14 protein-coding genes are annotated in these 15,750 nt (G+C 70.1%); 10 read left to right on the top strand and 4 right to left on the bottom strand.

What is annotated here, in order from left to right; all coding sequences use genetic code 11:
- Positions 1-237: 237 nt before the first annotated feature.
- The 6 genes from map (at position 238) to HPY23_RS09130 (ending at position 6,432) form a co-directional block, all read left to right on the top strand.
- Positions 238-1,071 carry a type I methionyl aminopeptidase gene (map, locus tag HPY23_RS09155; RefSeq protein WP_060848740.1) on the top strand — a complete coding sequence of 278 codons (834 nt, stop codon included), beginning with the start codon at positions 238-240 and terminating at the stop codon, positions 1,069-1,071.
- Positions 1,072-1,081: 10 nt separating this feature from the next.
- The gene (gene radC, locus HPY23_RS09150) at positions 1,082-1,822 is read left to right on the top strand and encodes a RadC family protein (protein WP_060848741.1); all 741 of its coding nucleotides are present in this window, start codon (positions 1,082-1,084) and stop codon (positions 1,820-1,822) included.
- A gap of 188 nt (positions 1,823-2,010) precedes the next feature.
- Positions 2,011-3,450, top strand: coding sequence for a circularly permuted type 2 ATP-grasp protein (locus HPY23_RS09145; protein ID WP_060848742.1), 1,440 nt, complete (start codon positions 2,011-2,013; stop codon positions 3,448-3,450).
- A 105-nt stretch (positions 3,451-3,555) separates the two neighbouring features.
- Entirely contained in the window at positions 3,556-4,500 is a 945-nt protein-coding gene (locus tag HPY23_RS09140; RefSeq protein ID WP_060848743.1) for an alpha-E domain-containing protein, read from the top strand.
- Between the two features lie 120 nt (positions 4,501-4,620).
- Positions 4,621-5,538, top strand: coding sequence for a transglutaminase family protein (locus HPY23_RS09135; RefSeq protein ID WP_091884469.1), 918 nt, complete (start codon positions 4,621-4,623; stop codon positions 5,536-5,538).
- 144 nt (positions 5,539-5,682) lie between these two features.
- On the top strand, positions 5,683-6,432 hold the full coding sequence (locus tag HPY23_RS09130; protein ID WP_091884467.1) for a proteasome-type protease: 750 nt from the start codon (positions 5,683-5,685) through the stop codon (positions 6,430-6,432).
- Between the two features lie 24 nt (positions 6,433-6,456).
- Here the strand turns inward: HPY23_RS09130 and HPY23_RS09125 are convergent, their stop codons facing one another.
- The 3 genes from HPY23_RS09125 to HPY23_RS09115 all read right to left on the bottom strand — a co-directional run bounded on the left by HPY23_RS09125 (position 6,457) and on the right by HPY23_RS09115 (position 10,425).
- Positions 6,457-8,568, bottom strand: a complete 2,112-nt coding sequence (locus HPY23_RS09125; protein WP_091884464.1) for a TonB-dependent receptor family protein — start codon at positions 8,566-8,568, stop codon at positions 6,457-6,459.
- 422 nt (positions 8,569-8,990) lie between these two features.
- Positions 8,991-9,962, bottom strand: a complete 972-nt coding sequence (locus tag HPY23_RS09120) for a copper chaperone PCu(A)C domain-containing protein (RefSeq protein WP_091884462.1) — start codon at positions 9,960-9,962, stop codon at positions 8,991-8,993.
- A gap of 61 nt (positions 9,963-10,023) precedes the next feature.
- Positions 10,024-10,425, bottom strand: coding sequence for a hypothetical protein (locus HPY23_RS09115; RefSeq protein ID WP_236012869.1), 402 nt, complete (start codon positions 10,423-10,425; stop codon positions 10,024-10,026).
- 240 nt (positions 10,426-10,665) lie between these two features.
- On the opposite strand from HPY23_RS09115, the gene HPY23_RS09110 reads away from it, so the two are divergent.
- Positions 10,666-11,958: a L,D-transpeptidase family protein gene (locus HPY23_RS09110; RefSeq protein WP_060848748.1), complete on the top strand. Its 1,293-nt coding sequence runs from the start codon at positions 10,666-10,668 to the stop codon at positions 11,956-11,958.
- A gap of 74 nt (positions 11,959-12,032) precedes the next feature.
- Positions 12,033-12,245: a SlyX family protein gene (locus tag HPY23_RS09105; RefSeq protein WP_060848749.1), complete on the top strand. Its 213-nt coding sequence runs from the start codon at positions 12,033-12,035 to the stop codon at positions 12,243-12,245.
- 144 nt (positions 12,246-12,389) lie between these two features.
- Here the strand turns inward: HPY23_RS09105 and HPY23_RS09100 are convergent, their stop codons facing one another.
- Positions 12,390-13,217, bottom strand: a complete 828-nt coding sequence (locus HPY23_RS09100) for an outer membrane protein (protein ID WP_060848750.1) — start codon at positions 13,215-13,217, stop codon at positions 12,390-12,392.
- Between the two features lie 629 nt (positions 13,218-13,846).
- Between HPY23_RS09100 and glyA the strand changes: the two genes are divergently transcribed.
- A complete protein-coding gene (gene glyA / locus HPY23_RS09095; RefSeq protein WP_060848751.1) occupies positions 13,847-15,148 on the top strand; it encodes a serine hydroxymethyltransferase in 1,302 nt (433 codons plus the stop codon).
- 118 nt (positions 15,149-15,266) lie between these two features.
- Positions 15,267-15,750 (top strand): transcriptional regulator NrdR (nrdR, locus tag HPY23_RS09090; RefSeq protein WP_200646309.1); only part of this gene is annotated, 484 nt, incomplete at its 3' end.

Genomic DNA, 15,750 nt, shown 5'->3' with positions numbered 1-15,750 from the left:
GCGCCGGGTCGCCCGGCGGGCGCGCCGCCACCACGTCGCCGCGCGGTACGCCGCGCCGCGTCCGGTCGCCCGGATCGCCCAGCGCGAGGGCAGCCGGCCGCGGGCCTGGGTCGATCCGCGCTGAGCACCCGCATCGTTTCGGGTCCTTGGCTTCTCGGGTCCTTGGCTTCGTCGCCGGAACCCCCTACATCGAACGGTATCCCACGCCGCGCCAGCAGCATCTTTTTCGGGCCCCCGATGAGTCGTGACGAGCAGAGTGCGGTCAAGGACGGCCGCCGGCAGGAGCCGCCGATCCACGGCCCCGAGGCCTTCGAGGCGATGCGCAAGGCCGGCCGGCTCACCGCCGAGGCCCTGGACCTCCTGATGGAGGCGGTGGCGCCCGGCGTCACCACCGAGGCGCTCGACCGCCTCGCCTACACCTTCGCGATGGACCACGGCGCCTACCCGGCCTCGCTGCATTACCGCGGCTATCCGAAGTCGATCTGCACCTCGATCAACCACGTCGTCTGCCACGGCATCCCGAACGACAAGCCCCTGCGCGAGGGCGACATCGTCAACCTCGACATCTGCCTGATCGTCGACGGCTGGCACGGCGATTCGAGCCGCATGGCCTATGTCGGCGAGGTGCCCCGCAAGGCGGCGCGCCTGTGCGAGATCACCCACGAGGCGCTGATGCTCGGCATCGCGGCGATCAAGCCGGGCGGCACCACCAACGACATCGGCGCGGCGATCCAGGCCTTCGCGGAGGGCGAGCGCTGCTCGGTGGTGCGCGACTTCTGCGGCCACGGTCTTGGCCGGACCTACCACGACGCGCCGACGATCCTGCACTACGTCGAGCCGAGCTACAGCGTCGCCCTGAAGCCGGGCCAGTTCTTCACCGTCGAGCCGATGATCAACCTCGGCCGCCCGCACGTGAAGGTGCTGGCCGACGGCTGGACGGCGGTGACCCGCGACCGATCGCTCTCGGCCCAGTTCGAGCACACCGTGGCGGTGACCGAGACCGGTTTCGAGATCTTCACGCTCTCGCCCAAGGGGCTGGACAAGCCGATCGACACCGCCGCCACCGCCTGAGCGCGCCGCCATGGCCCGCCCGCCCCGCAGCAATCCGGGTTTCGCGGAGGTGGGCGCGCCCGCCGTGGCCCCGCCGAAGGCCGAGGAGCCGCATTACCACGGCCATCGCGACCGGCTGCGCGCCCGCTTTGCGCAGGGCGACACGCTGCCCGACTACGAGTTCCTCGAGCTGGTGCTCTTTCGCGCCATCCCGCGCCGGGACGTGAAGCCGATCGCCAAGGCGCTGATCGCCCGCTTCGGCAGCTTCGCCGAGGTGATCAGCGCCCCGCCCGAGCGGCTGATGGAGGTTGACGGGATCGGTCCCGCGGTCGTCACCGATCTCAAGATCATGGAGGCGGCCGGACGGCGCCTCGCCCGCGGCGCGGTGGCCGAGCGCACGCTGCTCTCGTCCTGGGCCGCCGTGATCGATTACTGCCGCGCCGCGATGGCGTTCGCGCCGCGCGAGGAGTTCCGGCTCCTCTTCCTCGACAAGCGCAACCGCCTGATCGCCGACGAGGTGCAGGGCCGCGGCACCGTCGACCACACCCCGGTCTATCCCCGCGAGGTGGTGCGCCGCGCGCTCGAGCTCTCCGCCACCGCCCTGATCCTCGTCCACAACCACCCCTCGGGCGACCCGACGCCGTCCCAGGCCGACATCAAGATGACCCGGGACATCGTGGCGGTGGCCGGCCCCCTCGGCATCGTGGTCCACGACCACATCATCGTCGGCCGCGAGGGCCATGCGAGCTTCCGTGGGCTGAAGCTGATCTGACGGCGCGCGACCGATCCCGCCGCCAAATTTCGCCTAAAATTTCATCAGATTCGCGCCGCCACCGGCCGCGCCGGCCCCGTCCCGCCTGACCTTGCGCAAAGAGCGGTGACGCCGGGCGGGAGAGGACGCATTTCCTTTGCCTTGGCCCCCGTCTTGCGTCTAGCTTCGGCGCAAACAGAGGGACGCCCATGCCGCTCAGTGCGTTCAACGAGATGACGGGTGCCCAGGAGAGCGGACTGGACCCGGCCGCCGTGCGCGAGGCGTACGCGGCGCTCAAGACCTGGCTCGACACGACACCGCCCGAGCAATTCGACACGCGGCGCAGCCAGGCGGAATTGTTCTTCCGCCGGATCGGCATCACTTTCGCGGTCTACGGCGACAACGAGTCGACCGAGCGGCTGATCCCGTTCGACATCATCCCCCGGGTGCTGACCAAGCCCGAATGGGGCTTCCTGGAGCGCGGCCTCAAGCAGCGCGTCACCGCGCTCAACATGTTCCTGGCCGACATCTACGGCCCGCAGGAATGCATCAAGGCCGGGATCATCCCGGGCGACCTCGTCTACCGCAATCCGCATTACCGGCTGGAGATGCGGGACTTCGAGGTGCCGCACGGCAAATACGTCCACATCGCCGGCATCGACATCGTGCGCACGGGCGAGGACCAGTTCTTCGTGCTGGAGGACAACGCCCGCACGCCGTCGGGGGTCTCCTACATGCTGGAGAACCGCGAGGTGATGCTGCGGCTCTTCCCCGAGCTGTTTTCCAAGCACCGGGTCTCCCCGGTCGAGGCCTATCCGGACGCGCTGCTCGCCACCCTGCGCAGCCTCGCGCCGATGCGCGCCGCCCGCGATCCGAGCGTGGTGCTGCTCACCCCCGGCCGGTTCAACTCGGCCTTCTACGAGCACTCGTTCCTGGCCGACAAGCTCGGCGTCGACCTCGTCGAGGCCTCGGATCTCTTCACCAAGGACGACGTGGTCTACATGCGGACCACCGAGGGCCCGCGCCGGGTCGACGTGATCTACCGCCGGATCGACGACGACTTCCTCGACCCCCTGGTGTTCCGGCCCGATTCGGTCCTCGGCGTGCCGGGGCTGATGAGCGCCTACCAGAGCGGCAACGTCACGCTGGCGAACGCCGTCGGCACCGGCATCGCCGACGACAAGGCGGTCTACAGCTACATGCCGGAGATCGTGCGCTTCTTCACCGGCGAGGAGCCGATCCTGCACAACGTGCCGACCTGGCGCTGCCGCGAGAAGGAGGCGCTGTCGCACGTGCTGGCCAATCTCGGCGACCTCGTGGTCAAGGAGGTCAACGGCTCGGGCGGCTACGGCATGCTGGTGGGCCCCCACGCCACCAAGCGCGAGATCGAGGAGTTCGGCCGCAAGCTGCGCCATGCGCCGGACGGCTTCATCGCCCAGCCGACGCTGGCGCTCTCGACCTGCCCGACCTTCGTCGCCTCCGGCGTCGCGCCCCGGCACGTCGACCTGCGGCCCTTCGTGCTCGCGGGCGCCGACGACATCCGCATCGTGCCGGGCGGCCTCACCCGCGTGGCGCTCAAGGAGGGGTCGCTCGTCGTCAATTCGAGCCAGGGCGGCGGCACCAAGGACACCTGGGTGCTCGACGGCTGATCCGCGGCCCCGCGCCGCCCGCCCCGCATTCAGGACCCGGCCGTGCGCCCCCGCGCCCGGCCCGGTCCGCCCGCACCGCCACAGCGTGAGCCTCCTTCCGCCGCCATGCTCTCCCGCACCGCCGACAACCTCTACTGGCTCTCGCGCTACGCCGAGCGCGCCGACTTCGTCGCCCGCATCCTCGATGCGGCGCTCCGCCTCTCCGCCCTGCCGGCCAATTACGGCGGCAGCGACGCGAACGAGTGGGAATCCGCGCTCGCCTCGGCCGGCAACATCGAGCTGTTTCGCCCGCTCTACGACAGCGTCAACGAGCACACCGTCCGCGACTTCCTGGCCTTCAGCCCCAACAACCCGTCCTCGATCCGGTCCTGCCTGCAGACCGCCCGCGAGAACGCCCGCAGCGTGCGCACGGCGCTGACGAGCGAGATGTGGGAGGCGATCAACGAGGCCTACCTGCACCTGCGCAGCTTCGAGGGCCGGGACATGACCCGGGAAGAGTTCGCCCGCTTCCTCGACTGGGTGAAGGGCGTGTCGCTCGCCTTCGACGGCTCGGCCTACCGGACGATGTTGCGCAACGACGCGTTCTGGTTCACCCGGCTCGGCATCGCCATCGAGCGCGCCGACAACACCGCCCGCATCCTCGACGTGAAGTACCACGTCCTCCTGCCCGAGACCGAGCGGGTCGGCGGCAGCCTCGACTACTTCCAGTGGACCACGATCCTGCGCGAGGTCTCCGCGCTCACCGCCTATCACTGGGTCTACCGAGAGAGCATCAAGCCCTGGCTGGTGGCCGACCTGCTGATCCTCAACCGGGAGATGCCGCGCTCGCTCGCCAATTGCTACGGCATGCTGGTGCGCAACCTCGATCTCATCGCCGACGCGTATGGACGCCACGGGCCGAGCCAGCGCCTCGCTCGCGGCATGCTGGCGAGGCTCGACGACCTGACGGTGGAGGAGATCTTCGCCTCCGGCCTGCACGAGTTCATCGAGGAGTTCATCGCCGAGAACAACCGCCTCGGGGCGGCGATCGTCGAGCAGTATCTCGGGTGAGCCCCGCCGGGCCGGGGGCGGGGACGGGGGGCGCCCTCCGGTTCCCCCCTCGCGCGGGACGGTGTATAGCACCGCCCCGCACGGCCCAGCTTTAATCGTGACAGCGAGCTTCGCGATCCCATGCGCATCCGCGTCGTCCACGAGACGGTCTATCAGTACGACAACCCGGCCCGGAACCTGATCCAGATGCTGCGGCTGACGCCGCGGGACCATGACGGGCAGCACGTCCGCTCCTGGCGCATCGAGCCGACGGTGGACGGCCGCCTGATCCGGCGCGAGGACGGCTTCGGCAACATCGTCCACGTCTTCAGCGCCGACGGGCCCGAGGAGGCCCTGGCGATCCGCGTCGTCGGGGAGGTCGAGACCGCCGAGATCCACGGGGGAATGATGCGCGGCATCTCCGAGTGGCTGCCCGATCCGTTCTACCTGCGCGAATCGCGCTTCGCCGTCGCCGACGAGGCGATCCGGACCTTCGCTGAGGAGGTCGCCGGCGGCGCGAGCGACCGGCTCGACCGGCTGCACCGGCTGCTTGCCGGCGTCCACCAGACGGTCGACTACGCGCCCGGCCCGACCGGGGCCGCCACCACGGCGGCGGAGGCCTTCGCCCTGCGCAAGGGCGTCGGCCAGGACCTCGCCCACGTCTTCATCGCGGCGGCACGCCACCTCGAGATCCCGGTGCGTTACGTCTCGGGCTATTGCTGGCGTCCCGACGCTCCCGAGCAGGAAGCCGGCCACGCCTGGGTCGAGGCCCGGGTGCCGGATCTCGGCTGGGTCGGGTTCGATCCCGCCCACGGCATCGCGGTCACCGAGACCCACCTGCGGGTGACGATCGGCCTCGACTACCTCGACGCCGCCCCGGTCCGCGGCAGCCGTACCGGCGGCGGCACCGAGACCATGACGGTCCGGGTCCGGGTCGACGACGCCCGCGCCCAGGCGCAGGCCCAGCAGAGCCAGGACCCGGCGACCGGCGAGGACGACCGCGAAACCGACGCCGCGGCGCCCGGCCGCGCGGTCCAGCGCCAGGCCCAGGCCGGCTGACCTCTGTGGCGCCGCCGCGATAGGCGGGCGCCACCTCACGCGGCGTCAACGAATTCGGCTGGATTCGCGAAACGGCCTGAGCCAGGGTGGCGCCGCGCGCGGTGCCGGACCGCCCGCCTGACGATCGCCGGGGGGCGGTGAACGATGACCTATTGCGTCGGGATCCTGGTGGAGGAGGGTCTCGTCATGATCGCCGACACCCGCACGAATGCGGGGCTCGACGACATCTCGACCTACCGCAAGCTCCACATGTTCACCGAGCCCGGGGAGCGGGTGCTGGCGCTCGCATCCGCCGGCAACCTCTCGGTGACCCAGTCGGTGCTCTCGCTCCTGACCGAGGGCGTCGAGGACCCCGACACCGGCAAGCCCGAGACGATCTACGACGCGCCGACGATGTTCCGCGCCGCCCAGCTCATCGGCCGCGCGATCCGCAAGGTGCGGGCGATCGAGCGCGCCGGGTTCGAGGCGGCGCAGCTGCGCTTCGAGGTGTCGTTCCTGTTCGGCGGCCAGATCGGCGACGGGCCGATGCGGCTCTACATGATCTACTCGGCCGGCAACTTCATTGCCTGCAGCCAGGACGCGCCATTCCTGCAGATCGGCGAGCACAAGTACGGCAAGCCGATCCTCGACCGCGCCGTGACCTTCAAGACCGACATCTACGATGCGCTCAAGGTCGGCCTCGTCTCGATGGACTCGACCATGCGGTCGAACCTCGGCGTCGGCCTGCCGATCGACCTCGCGGTGATCCGCCGCAACACCTGCGATACCGAGGTCCTGCATCGGATCGAGGCCGGCGAACCCTACTTCCACGACCTGCGCGAGCGCTGGTCGGCGGCCCTGCGGGCCGCCCACCGGGCGATCCCGCGGCCGCCCTACGGGCCGGGGGCGAAGTAGGCTCGCCCTCGGGCACCGTCCGCGTCAGAACGTGCCGCGCAGGCCCGCGAACACGCTCCGCCCGTCGCCCGGATAGAAGATCCGGGCGGCGCTGCCGGTGAGCGCCGCGGCGTTGGTCACCGCCGAGACGTCCGAGACGTAGCGGGCGTCGGCGAGGTTGCGGGCATCGAGGAAGAGCGTCAGGCCGGGATCGACACTGACCGAGGCCTGCAGGCCGACGAGGGCGTAGCCCGGCGCCCGCAAGGTGTTGGCGTGGTCGGCGAAGGCGCCGGTCGGCACCCAGTCGAGCGACGGCGCGAGCGTGAACGAGCCGCGCGCATAGGCCAGCACCGTGCGCAGGACGTCCCGCGGCAGGCCGGCGATCCGGTTGTCGCCGTAGACCGGATCACGCACGAAGCGGAAGTCGTTGCGGGTCCAGATCTGGGTCAGCGTCAGGCTGTCGCCGACGCCGGTGAGGTCGCGGGCGAGATCGAGGGAGACTGCCGCCTCGACGCCCTGGTGGCGGGTGCGCGGCGCGTTGAAGGTCGCGGCCGGGATGCCGAGGCCGGCATTGATCGAGAAGTTGATCAGCTCGTCGCGAATCTCGGCTCGATACACCGTCACGTCGAAGCCGAGGCGGTCGATCCGCCCGCGGGCGCCGGCCTCCACCGTCCAGGCGCGCTGGGCCTGGAGCGGCACGAAGGTGGTGTTGGCCGCATTCGACTGCACGAGATCGGAGAAATCCGGCACGTCGCGCGAGCGGGTGAGGTCGCCGAAAACCTGGAGGTCGGGCAGGGCCTGCCAGATCACGCCGATCTTTGGGTTGATGCCCTCGTAGGTGCGGTTGGCGAACTGCGCCGCGAGGTTGCCGGGCAGGCCGCCCTTGTCGCTGTAGGTGCGGTTGGCCGAAAACAGCTTGGCGCCGGTCATCAGCGCCACGTCGGGCAGGAACCAGAATCGGTTCTCGCCGTAGGCCTCCAGGCTCGAGGCGCTCTGCAGGCTGTTGCGGGTCTGCGCGCCGCGGTTGCCCGCCACGTTCACGAATTGCAGCGCCGCGTTCTGGCCGGCATAGGCGCGCAGGCCCAGGATCGTATCGTTGCGGAATCCCGCCACGTCGAAGGTGCCGGCCCAGTGCGGCGAGACGCCGTAGGTCCATCCGTCCTGGTCGATGACTTGGAAGATCGGGTGGTAGAGCGACTTGTGGATCGCCCAGGAATCGATGTCGAGCTTGCCGACGTCGAGGAGGAACGAGGTCCGGTTGGCGATCCGCTCGGTCGCGACCTGGCGCGACTGGTTGCCGGACAGCGCCGCCGAGTTGGCGATCCGGGGCGTGCGCAGCGATTCGTCGAGGGTGAGCGCGCCGGGGAGTTTCTGGTCCGTGAAGTAGAGGCCGGCATAGAACCGGGTCTCGACGCCGGGGGCGATCTGGTAGCCGAGATTGGCGTTGAAGTTCTGCGTCCGCTGCACCTCGTGCTGGCGGAAGCCGTCGGCGTTGGTGATCGTGCCGTTCACGAGAAAGTCCGCCGGGCCCACGACCCGCGAGACCTGGAAATTCTCCCGCACCGCGTTGAAGCTGCCCCCGTCGATCCGCACGATGGTCGGCGCCAGCGCCGTGCGGGCGGTCGGCGTGACGAGGTTGACCGCGCCGCCGAGCGTCGTCGTGCCGAAGGTCAGGGCGTTGCCGCCCTTGTAGATCTCGACCGACCGCAGGGCGAGCGGGTCGATCTGGTAGAAGTCGCCCGACCCGTCGGCGAGGTTGAGCGGGATCCCGTCCTGCAACAATTCGATGCCGCGCAGGTGGAAGCCGCGGGCGACGCCCGAGCCGCGGATCGAGAGGCGCACCTCCTGGCCGTAGCGCTCCTGCACGGTGACGCCCGGCACGTCCTTGATCACGTCGCGCAGGGTGTTGGCGTAGCGGTTCTGGATACCGGCCGCGTCGACGAACCCGACCGAGCCGACGGTCTGGTTGAGGCTGCGGCGCTGCTCGGCCACCGAGGGAACGGTGAGCGAGCCCGAGCCGGGGCCGGCCGCGGTGGCGGCGCGACCCGCTACCTCGATCTGCTCCAGCGGGATGGCGCCGGCATCCTGCGCGAAGGCCGGCGGGACGAGGCAGAGGAGGGCGGGCAGCACGGAGCCGCCCCGCAGAACGAGGGACATGAGGCGCGACCTTTCTCGGGCCGGAGCCGGGCGGGGCTCGACGGCGCGGGAGACGGGATGGGAGTTCTTCGAGTGGAGGCAGCGCGCCGACCGGGGAGGGATCGGTCGAGAGGCGCGCTCACCGTTGTCGTCTTGAGCTTCGAGACTTGGGCTTCGAGACTTGGGGTTCGAGACTTGGGATTTTAGATCTCGTCTTTAAGACCCGAGTGCCGTCCCGGCGGAGTCAGACTGACCGTTCCCGCAGGACCGGATGCGTCAATCCTTGGAAGATCGACGGCGGGATTCCCTCTCCAGCCGATATCGGGCAAGCCCGGTATGCCTGGAGAGGGGAGACCCGCGCCTTCCCCGTTGTCCGGTCAGCTCTGCCGCTCGAGCGGAGAGGTGGACAAGCCCTACGATCCGGCGAGGCGCCGGCTACCCCATCAATGATGGTGGTGGCCGCCCGCCTCCGGCGCCGACGCCCCGATGGCGCCGACGGCGAAACGGACCGGGACGGTGCCGGCGCGCTCGAAGGTGAGGGTGCCCTCCAGGGTCTCGCCGGCCTTGGCGGGTCCCTTCAGGTCGAGGAACATCAGGTGGTAGCCGCCGGGCTTCAGCGCCACGGTCTCGCCCGGCTTGACGACGAGGCCGCCCTCCACCGGCGCCATCTTGGCGACACCCTTGTCCATCGACATCTGGTGCACCTCGCCGCGGGCCGCGAGCGGGATCGAGGCCGAGAGCAGCCGGTCCGGCTCCTTGCCGGTATTGGTGACTTCGAGATAGCCGCCGGCCACCTTGGCGCCGCCGGGAGTCGCCCGGATCCACGGCGCCGTGATGGCGAGGTCGCCGGCCTTGATCGTCGCCGGGGACGCGGCCGGCGCGGCGGCGGGAGCCGCGGTGGCGGCTGCCACGATCCGCACGCCCGGGGCGGGCGATTTCAGGTCGCGGGCGGACTGGCCGGCGGCCGGGATCTCGCGCCAGTCGGCGACGGCGCCGTCGCAATCCTGGCGCACCGGGAAGTAGACCGTGCCGCCCGGCGCCACGGCGTCGGTGAGGCGGGCCTGAAACACGAACTCGTCGTACTGGTCGTCGGGCAGCGCCCCCGTCCAGGTGATCGTCTTCACGCCCTCCGCGACGGTGCCGTGGTAGGACGGGTAGGCGCGGGCGTACGGCCCCTTCGCGGTGGCGAGCTCCCAGCCGGCCTTCGGCATCGGCTTGGCGGCGATCACGCCCTCGGGGATCGTGACAGTGACGGACTTGGTGGCCCGGCCGTCGCAGCCGTGTCCGATCTGGACCACGCCGCGATAGGTCTGGTTCGGGCTCGCCTGCGTGACCGCCAGGACGGCGTGGGCGAGGGCGGGCGCGGCGGCGAGGGAGAGCGCGGCGGCAAGGCCGGCGCGGAGCGAGAAGGTCATGGGAATCGGGTCCGGACAACGAGCGTGACGGGGCATGGGCAGCGGCGCTGCCCGATGGGCGTCACGCGGCCGGTGGACCGCGCGCGGAAGCGGGACGGGCGGGTGGACCGCGGATCGGCGCGGCGGCCTCGCCGGGCCAGGACAGGTCGGTCGCCGTGCGGGCGGGCCACGCCTCGGCGGCAGCCGGCTCCGGCGGGGCGGCGAGCCCCGGACAGGCGACGGTGCAGCAGGCATGGGCGTGGGCGACAGCCTCGCTCCCGCCGGCCCCCTGATGGGATTGGCAGATGATGCCGGCGCCCGCGGCAGCCGGCACCGGCGCCAGGCCGGTGAGGAAGGCCTGGAGCACGAGACCGTAGAGCGACAGCACGGCGGCGACAGCGCGCCAGCACGTCGTCCTCCCGCTCCGTCCGTGCCCGAGATCGCTCATGCGTCCGACATAGCCCAGGTGTCGCGGTCGCGCCATGGCGCGGAATGTCCAGGGTCCAGGATCCACAGCCGCATCGTCCGCATCCTGTTGCGCGATTGCCGCAGTCCACAGCCCAGCTGACCGCTCCACAGCGACGCCCGCCCGGCGCCACAATCTGGCCCGCTCCTCATGGAGTCTTAACCGCACACCGGCACCGTCACGGGCCATAGAATGGGGCGCAAGCGGCAAGATGCCGAACTATTCGCCCCGCGTCACAGGTTCGAGAGCAAATTTCCCATGCTGACACGCGTTTCCCTCACCGGTTCGCTCGGCCTGGCTCTCCTGGCCGCCACCGCCTTCCCGGCCCTGGCCCAGGACCGGGGCGGCTCGCTGGCCCAGGCGGAGTGGGCGCAGAACTACGACTCGGCCGCCACGATGCGCGTGCAGCGCTCGAACACGCCGATCCTCTCGCCCCAGACCCTGGCGGCGACCGAGCAGATGGTCGAGCGCTACCGCGACATCGTCGCCCGCGGCGGCTGGCAGGCGGTGGCGGGTGCCGAGCGCCTGCGCGTCGGCTCGAAGAGCCCGGCGGTCACCGCCCTGCGCCAGCGCCTGATCGTCTCCGGCGACCTCGACCCGGCGGCCGGCTCCTCGCCGGTCTACGATTCCTACGTCGAGGCCGGCGTGCGCCGGTTCCAGGCCCGCCACGGCCTGAACCAGACCGGCGCGATGAACGTCACCACCGTCCAGGCGATGAACGTCCCGGCGGACGTGCGCCTGCGCCAGCTCGAGCTGAACGCGGTGCGCCTGCGGTCGTACTCGGGCAACCTCGGCGAGCGCTACGTCATCGTCAACATCCCGGCGGCGCTCGTCGAGACGGTCGACGGCGACCACGTCGCGACCCGCCACGCCGCCGGCGTCGGCAAGATCGACCGCCAGTCGCCGATCATGAACGCCAAGATCCAGGAGGTGAACTTCAACCCCTACTGGACGGTGCCGGCCTCGATCATCAAGAAAGACCTGATCCCGAAGATGCAGAAGGATCCGGCCTACCTGACCGACAACAAGATCCGCATCTTCAACGGCGACCGCGAGATCCCGCCGTCCCAGGTCAACTGGCACTCCGACGAGGCGACCCGCTACCGCTTCCGCCAGGATCCGGGCGTCGACCTGAACTCGATGGGCTTCGTGCGGATCAACATCCCGAACCCGCACGGCGTGTACATGCACGACACGCCGGCCAAGGGCATCTTCGGCGACGATTTCCGCTTCGTCTCCTCAGGCTGCGTGCGCGTGCAGAACGTGCGCGAGTACGTGTCCTGGATCCTGCAGGGCACCCCGAACGCCAACCCGGACACGATCGAGGCGATCATCCAGGGCGGCCAGCGGGTCGATGCCCGACCGGTGGCGCCGATCCCGGTCTACTGGACCTACATCACCGCCTGGTCGACCCCGGACGGCCTCGTGCAGTTCCGCGACGACATCTACAAGCGCGACGGCGCCGGCGCTCCGACCGCCTCGATGGCCGCCGCCGCCGCCGGCCCGCGCAACTTCAACCCCGACGCGCCCGACGACGACCAGACAAACTGATCGCCGTTCGACAGTCCGAATCGAAAACGGCCCGGGCTTGCGCCCGGGCCGTTTTCGCGTGAGTGGACACCCTCATGACTCCCGATCCCGAATCCCGCCTCGACGCGCTGGAAGCCCGCATCGCCCACCAGGACGCGACGATCGAGGACCTGAACCGCATCGTCACCGAGCAGTGGAGCGCGATCGACCTCCTGACGCGGCACCTCGCCGCCCTGCGCGAGCGGGTGCGCGAGATGGCCGAGCGGCCAACCGAGGCAGGGGACGAGCCTCCCCCGCCGCATTACTGAAGGAGAACCGCCCCGGACCTGAAGCCCGGGGCGGAGCAGGCGCCAGAGCGCTCCGCGATCGCGTTGCAGTCGCGAAGCTCTCTGGATTTTCGCTTTCGCCCCATTTCCTTCGACGAGCCGGCATCCGCCTCGTCGAGAAATGCTCTAGAAGGTGCCGAACTTGAAGTTCAGGCCCGCGCGCACCAGGCTGCCCTCGGTGCGAAAGCGCGAGATGTAGCCGACGCCCGGACCGCCGGTCGAGGCGACCAGGAGGTTGCGGCTGCCGAGGTCGTAGCGGATGTATTCCGCCTTCACCGTCACCGCATTCGACTTGAAGAAGTTCAGGAACGAGTCGGTCGGCAGGGCGTACTCGACGCCGCCGCCATAGGCGTAGCCGGTCTCGATCCGCGAGCGGTTGCCGAAGTAGGTCTGCGGCACGCCGGTCTGGAAGGCGACCGTCTGGGTCACGTCGCCGTAGGCGAAGCCGCCGGTCCCGTAGACGAGGAACCGGTCGAAGGCGTAGCCGATCCGGCCCCGTACCGTGCCGAGGAAGCTCAGATCCGCCCGGTAGGTGTTGGTGAGCTGGTTGGCGTTGAACGCCGGCAGGAAGATCGACTCGGTGCGGCGGCGGTTCAGGTCGGTGTAGGCCGCATCGGCCTCGAGGCCGACGACGATGCCGGAGCCGGGCGTGAACTGGTAGTTGTAGCCGACCTGGCCGCCGGCGGTGAAGCCGTCCTGCGCCAGCGGGACCGCCTCGCGGCGAAGCCCGTTGGTCACGTTGGCCTGGAGCGCGCCGATACCGACCGTGCGGACGGTATCGGCTTCCGTGTAGGCGTAGCCGGCATTGATGCCGAAATAGGCCCCGGTCCAGGTGAAGACCGGCACCGGCGTGAAGACCGGCGGCGGCGCGACCCGGCGCGGCAGGTCGGCGGCCGAGGCGGCGCCGACCGACAGGGCGACGGCGGCGCCGGCGGTGAGCAGCGACTTGAACATGAAGCGCGGTTTCCCTCTCGTGCAATCAAAAGGCGGACGATCTGTGACGCCGCAACGCTGCGCTGCCTAGGGCTGACAGGCTACGGTGCCGTGCTTCCTTGCCAGATACGGAGGGTTTCTCTTCGGTTTCTCGCGCCGAGTGATCTGGCCGACACAGGTTTTCGCACTGAATGGGATGTCGATAAAATTTCCGTGACCTTGGATTAAGGCAGGCATTCTTGGTGGAGGTTCGACGGCAGAGCCGGCGCCGAGTGGTACGACTGGCCTGATCGGGGCTTTTGGCCGGGCCGGTCCGTGATCGCGCGAGCCGTGTCGGCTCGTGCGGGACGTCCGGCGGACCACGAATTTTCATCAACGGCGCTTTAGAATTTTTTGAGTTCCTTTTCCGACGTTTCAAATCCACCCTGCACGCGGATCGGCCCCGGCCGACCGGTCGCCGGCACCGATCGCCCCGATGCGAGGTCCGGGACCTCGACCCGCAGGCGGCGGGAGATGTCGCTCACAGACAAATGTGCGGCGCTCCGGCCTTGGACTCCCCCGTCGCCCGCGTGTAGAAGCTGGCCGATCCCCGTCCTTGACTTCCGCACCGGCGCTTCGCCCGGGCGGCTCCCGACAACTCCGAGGCCATCATGAGCGTGGGCACCGCCGCCAACACCCGGTCCAATTCGTTCTTCTCCGCGTCGCTGGCCGATGCCGATCCCGAGCTCGCCCGCGCGGTCGCGCAGGAACTCGGCCGTCAGCAGCACGAGATCGAGCTGATCGCCTCGGAGAACATCGTCTCGCGCGCCGTGCTCGAGGCTCAAGGCTCGGTGCTGACCAACAAGTACGCCGAGGGCTATCCGGGCCGGCGCTACTACGGCGGCTGCGAGTTCGTCGACATCGCCGAGAACCTCGCCATCGAGCGCGCCAAGCGCCTGTTCGGCTGCGACTTCGCCAACGTGCAGCCGAATTCCGGCTCGCAGGCGAACCAGGCCGTGTTCATGGCGACCATGCAGCCGGGCGACACCTTCCTCGGCCTCGATCTGGCGGCCGGCGGCCACCTCACCCACGGCGCGCCCCCGAACGTCTCGGGCAAGTGGTTCAAGCCGGTCTCCTACACGGTGCGCCGCGAGGATCAGCGCATCGACATGGAGCAGGTCGAGCGCCTGGCCCAGGAGCACAAGCCCAAGGTGATCATCGCCGGCGGCTCAGGTTATCCGCGCCACTGGGACTTCGCCAAGTTCCGCGAGATCGCCGACAGCGTCGGCGCCATCTTCTTCGTCGACATGGCCCATTTCGCCGGCCTGGTGGCCGGCGGCGTGCATCCGTCGCCGTTCCCGCACGCCCACGTCGTCACCACCACGACCCACAAGACCCTGCGCGGCCCGCGCGGCGGCATGATCCTGACCAACGACGAGGCGCTGGCCAAGAAGCTGAACTCGGCGGTGTTCCCGGGCCTCCAGGGCGGTCCGCTGATGCACGTCATCGCCGGCAAGGCGGTGGCCTTCGGCGAGGCGCTCACCCCCGAGTTCAAGCTCTACGCCAAGCAGGTGGTGGAGAACGCCCGCGCGCTCGCCGACACCATCATCTCGGGCGGCTACGACATCACCTCGGGCGGCACCGACAACCACCTGATGCTGGTCGACCTGCGCGCCAAGGAGCTGACCGGCAAGGCGGCCGAGGCCGCGCTGACCCGCGCCGGCATCACCTGCAACAAGAACGGCGTGCCGTTCGACCCGCAGAAGCCGACCATCACCTCGGGCATCCGTCTCGGCACCCCGGCCGCGACCTCGCGCGGCTTCGGCGTCGCCGAGTTCAAGAAGGTCGGCGAGCTGATCGTCCAGGTCCTCGACGGGCTGCACCGCGCCGGCGAGACGGGCGATGCCGGCGCCGAGGAGCAGGCCAAGCGCGAGGTCCACGCCCTGACCGACCGCTTCCCGATCTACGCCTGATCGCGGGAGCGATCTCCCGGCTTCCCCTTCTGCCGGGAGCGCTCTAGAACACGGCCCTTCCGGGGCCGGTCCCTCGCGGGACCGGCCCTTTTTCCGTACACAGAGGAACGGGCGGCCGATGCGGTGCCCCTATTGCGGCGGCCTCGACACGCAGGTGAAGGATTCCCGGCCGAGCGACGACAGCTCGGCGATCCGGCGCCGGCGCATCTGCCCGGATTGCGGCGGCCGCTTCACCACCTTCGAGCGGGTGCAATTGCGCGAGCTGATCGTCGTCAAGCGCTCGGGCCGCAAGGTCCCGTTCGACCGCGACAAGCTCCAGCGCTCGGTCGAGACGGCGCTCCGCAAGCGGCCGGTCGAGGCGGAGCGGATCGAGCGCCTGGTGAGCGGCATCACCCGCCGGCTGGAGAGTTCCGGCGAGGCCGAGGTGACCAGCGAGGCGATCGGCGAGGCGGTGATGGAGGGGTTGAAGGGCCTCGACGACGTGGCCTACGTGCGCTTCGCCTCGGTCTACAAGAACTTCCGCGAGGCCCGCGACTTCGAGGAGCTGCTCGGCCATCTCGCCGCCGGTGCGGCGCAGGCCGCGCTCCCGGCGGCGACGCCCG

Source organism: Methylobacterium ajmalii (assembly GCF_016613415.1).
Lineage (GTDB): Bacteria > Pseudomonadota > Alphaproteobacteria > Rhizobiales > Beijerinckiaceae > Methylobacterium > Methylobacterium ajmalii.
Note: the sequence above shows the minus strand (reverse complement) of the source record. Positions and strands in the feature narration are given on the sequence as shown.

Excerpts from the sequence above, each read along its gene's own strand:
- HPY23_RS09110 (WP_060848748.1), top strand. The coding sequence starts at position 10,666 with ATGCTGACACGCGTTTCCCTCACCGGTTCGCTCGGCCTGGCTCTCCTG.
- radC (WP_060848741.1), top strand. The coding sequence starts at position 1,082 with ATGGCCCGCCCGCCCCGCAGCAATCCGGGTTTCGCGGAGGTGGGCGCG.
- HPY23_RS09135 (WP_091884469.1), top strand. The coding sequence starts at position 4,621 with ATGCGCATCCGCGTCGTCCACGAGACGGTCTATCAGTACGACAACCCG.
- HPY23_RS09120 (WP_091884462.1), bottom strand. The coding sequence starts at position 9,962 with ATGACCTTCTCGCTCCGCGCCGGCCTTGCCGCCGCGCTCTCCCTCGCC.
- HPY23_RS09125 (WP_091884464.1), bottom strand. The coding sequence starts at position 8,568 with ATGTCCCTCGTTCTGCGGGGCGGCTCCGTGCTGCCCGCCCTCCTCTGC.
- HPY23_RS09130 (WP_091884467.1), top strand. The coding sequence starts at position 5,683 with ATGACCTATTGCGTCGGGATCCTGGTGGAGGAGGGTCTCGTCATGATC.
- map (WP_060848740.1), top strand. The coding sequence starts at position 238 with ATGAGTCGTGACGAGCAGAGTGCGGTCAAGGACGGCCGCCGGCAGGAG.
- HPY23_RS09145 (WP_060848742.1), top strand. The coding sequence starts at position 2,011 with ATGCCGCTCAGTGCGTTCAACGAGATGACGGGTGCCCAGGAGAGCGGA.
- HPY23_RS09115 (WP_236012869.1), bottom strand. The coding sequence starts at position 10,425 with ATGGCGCGACCGCGACACCTGGGCTATGTCGGACGCATGAGCGATCTC.
- glyA (WP_060848751.1), top strand. The coding sequence starts at position 13,847 with ATGAGCGTGGGCACCGCCGCCAACACCCGGTCCAATTCGTTCTTCTCC.
- HPY23_RS09105 (WP_060848749.1), top strand. The coding sequence starts at position 12,033 with ATGACTCCCGATCCCGAATCCCGCCTCGACGCGCTGGAAGCCCGCATC.
- HPY23_RS09140 (WP_060848743.1), top strand. The coding sequence starts at position 3,556 with ATGCTCTCCCGCACCGCCGACAACCTCTACTGGCTCTCGCGCTACGCC.
- HPY23_RS09100 (WP_060848750.1), bottom strand. The coding sequence starts at position 13,217 with ATGTTCAAGTCGCTGCTCACCGCCGGCGCCGCCGTCGCCCTGTCGGTC.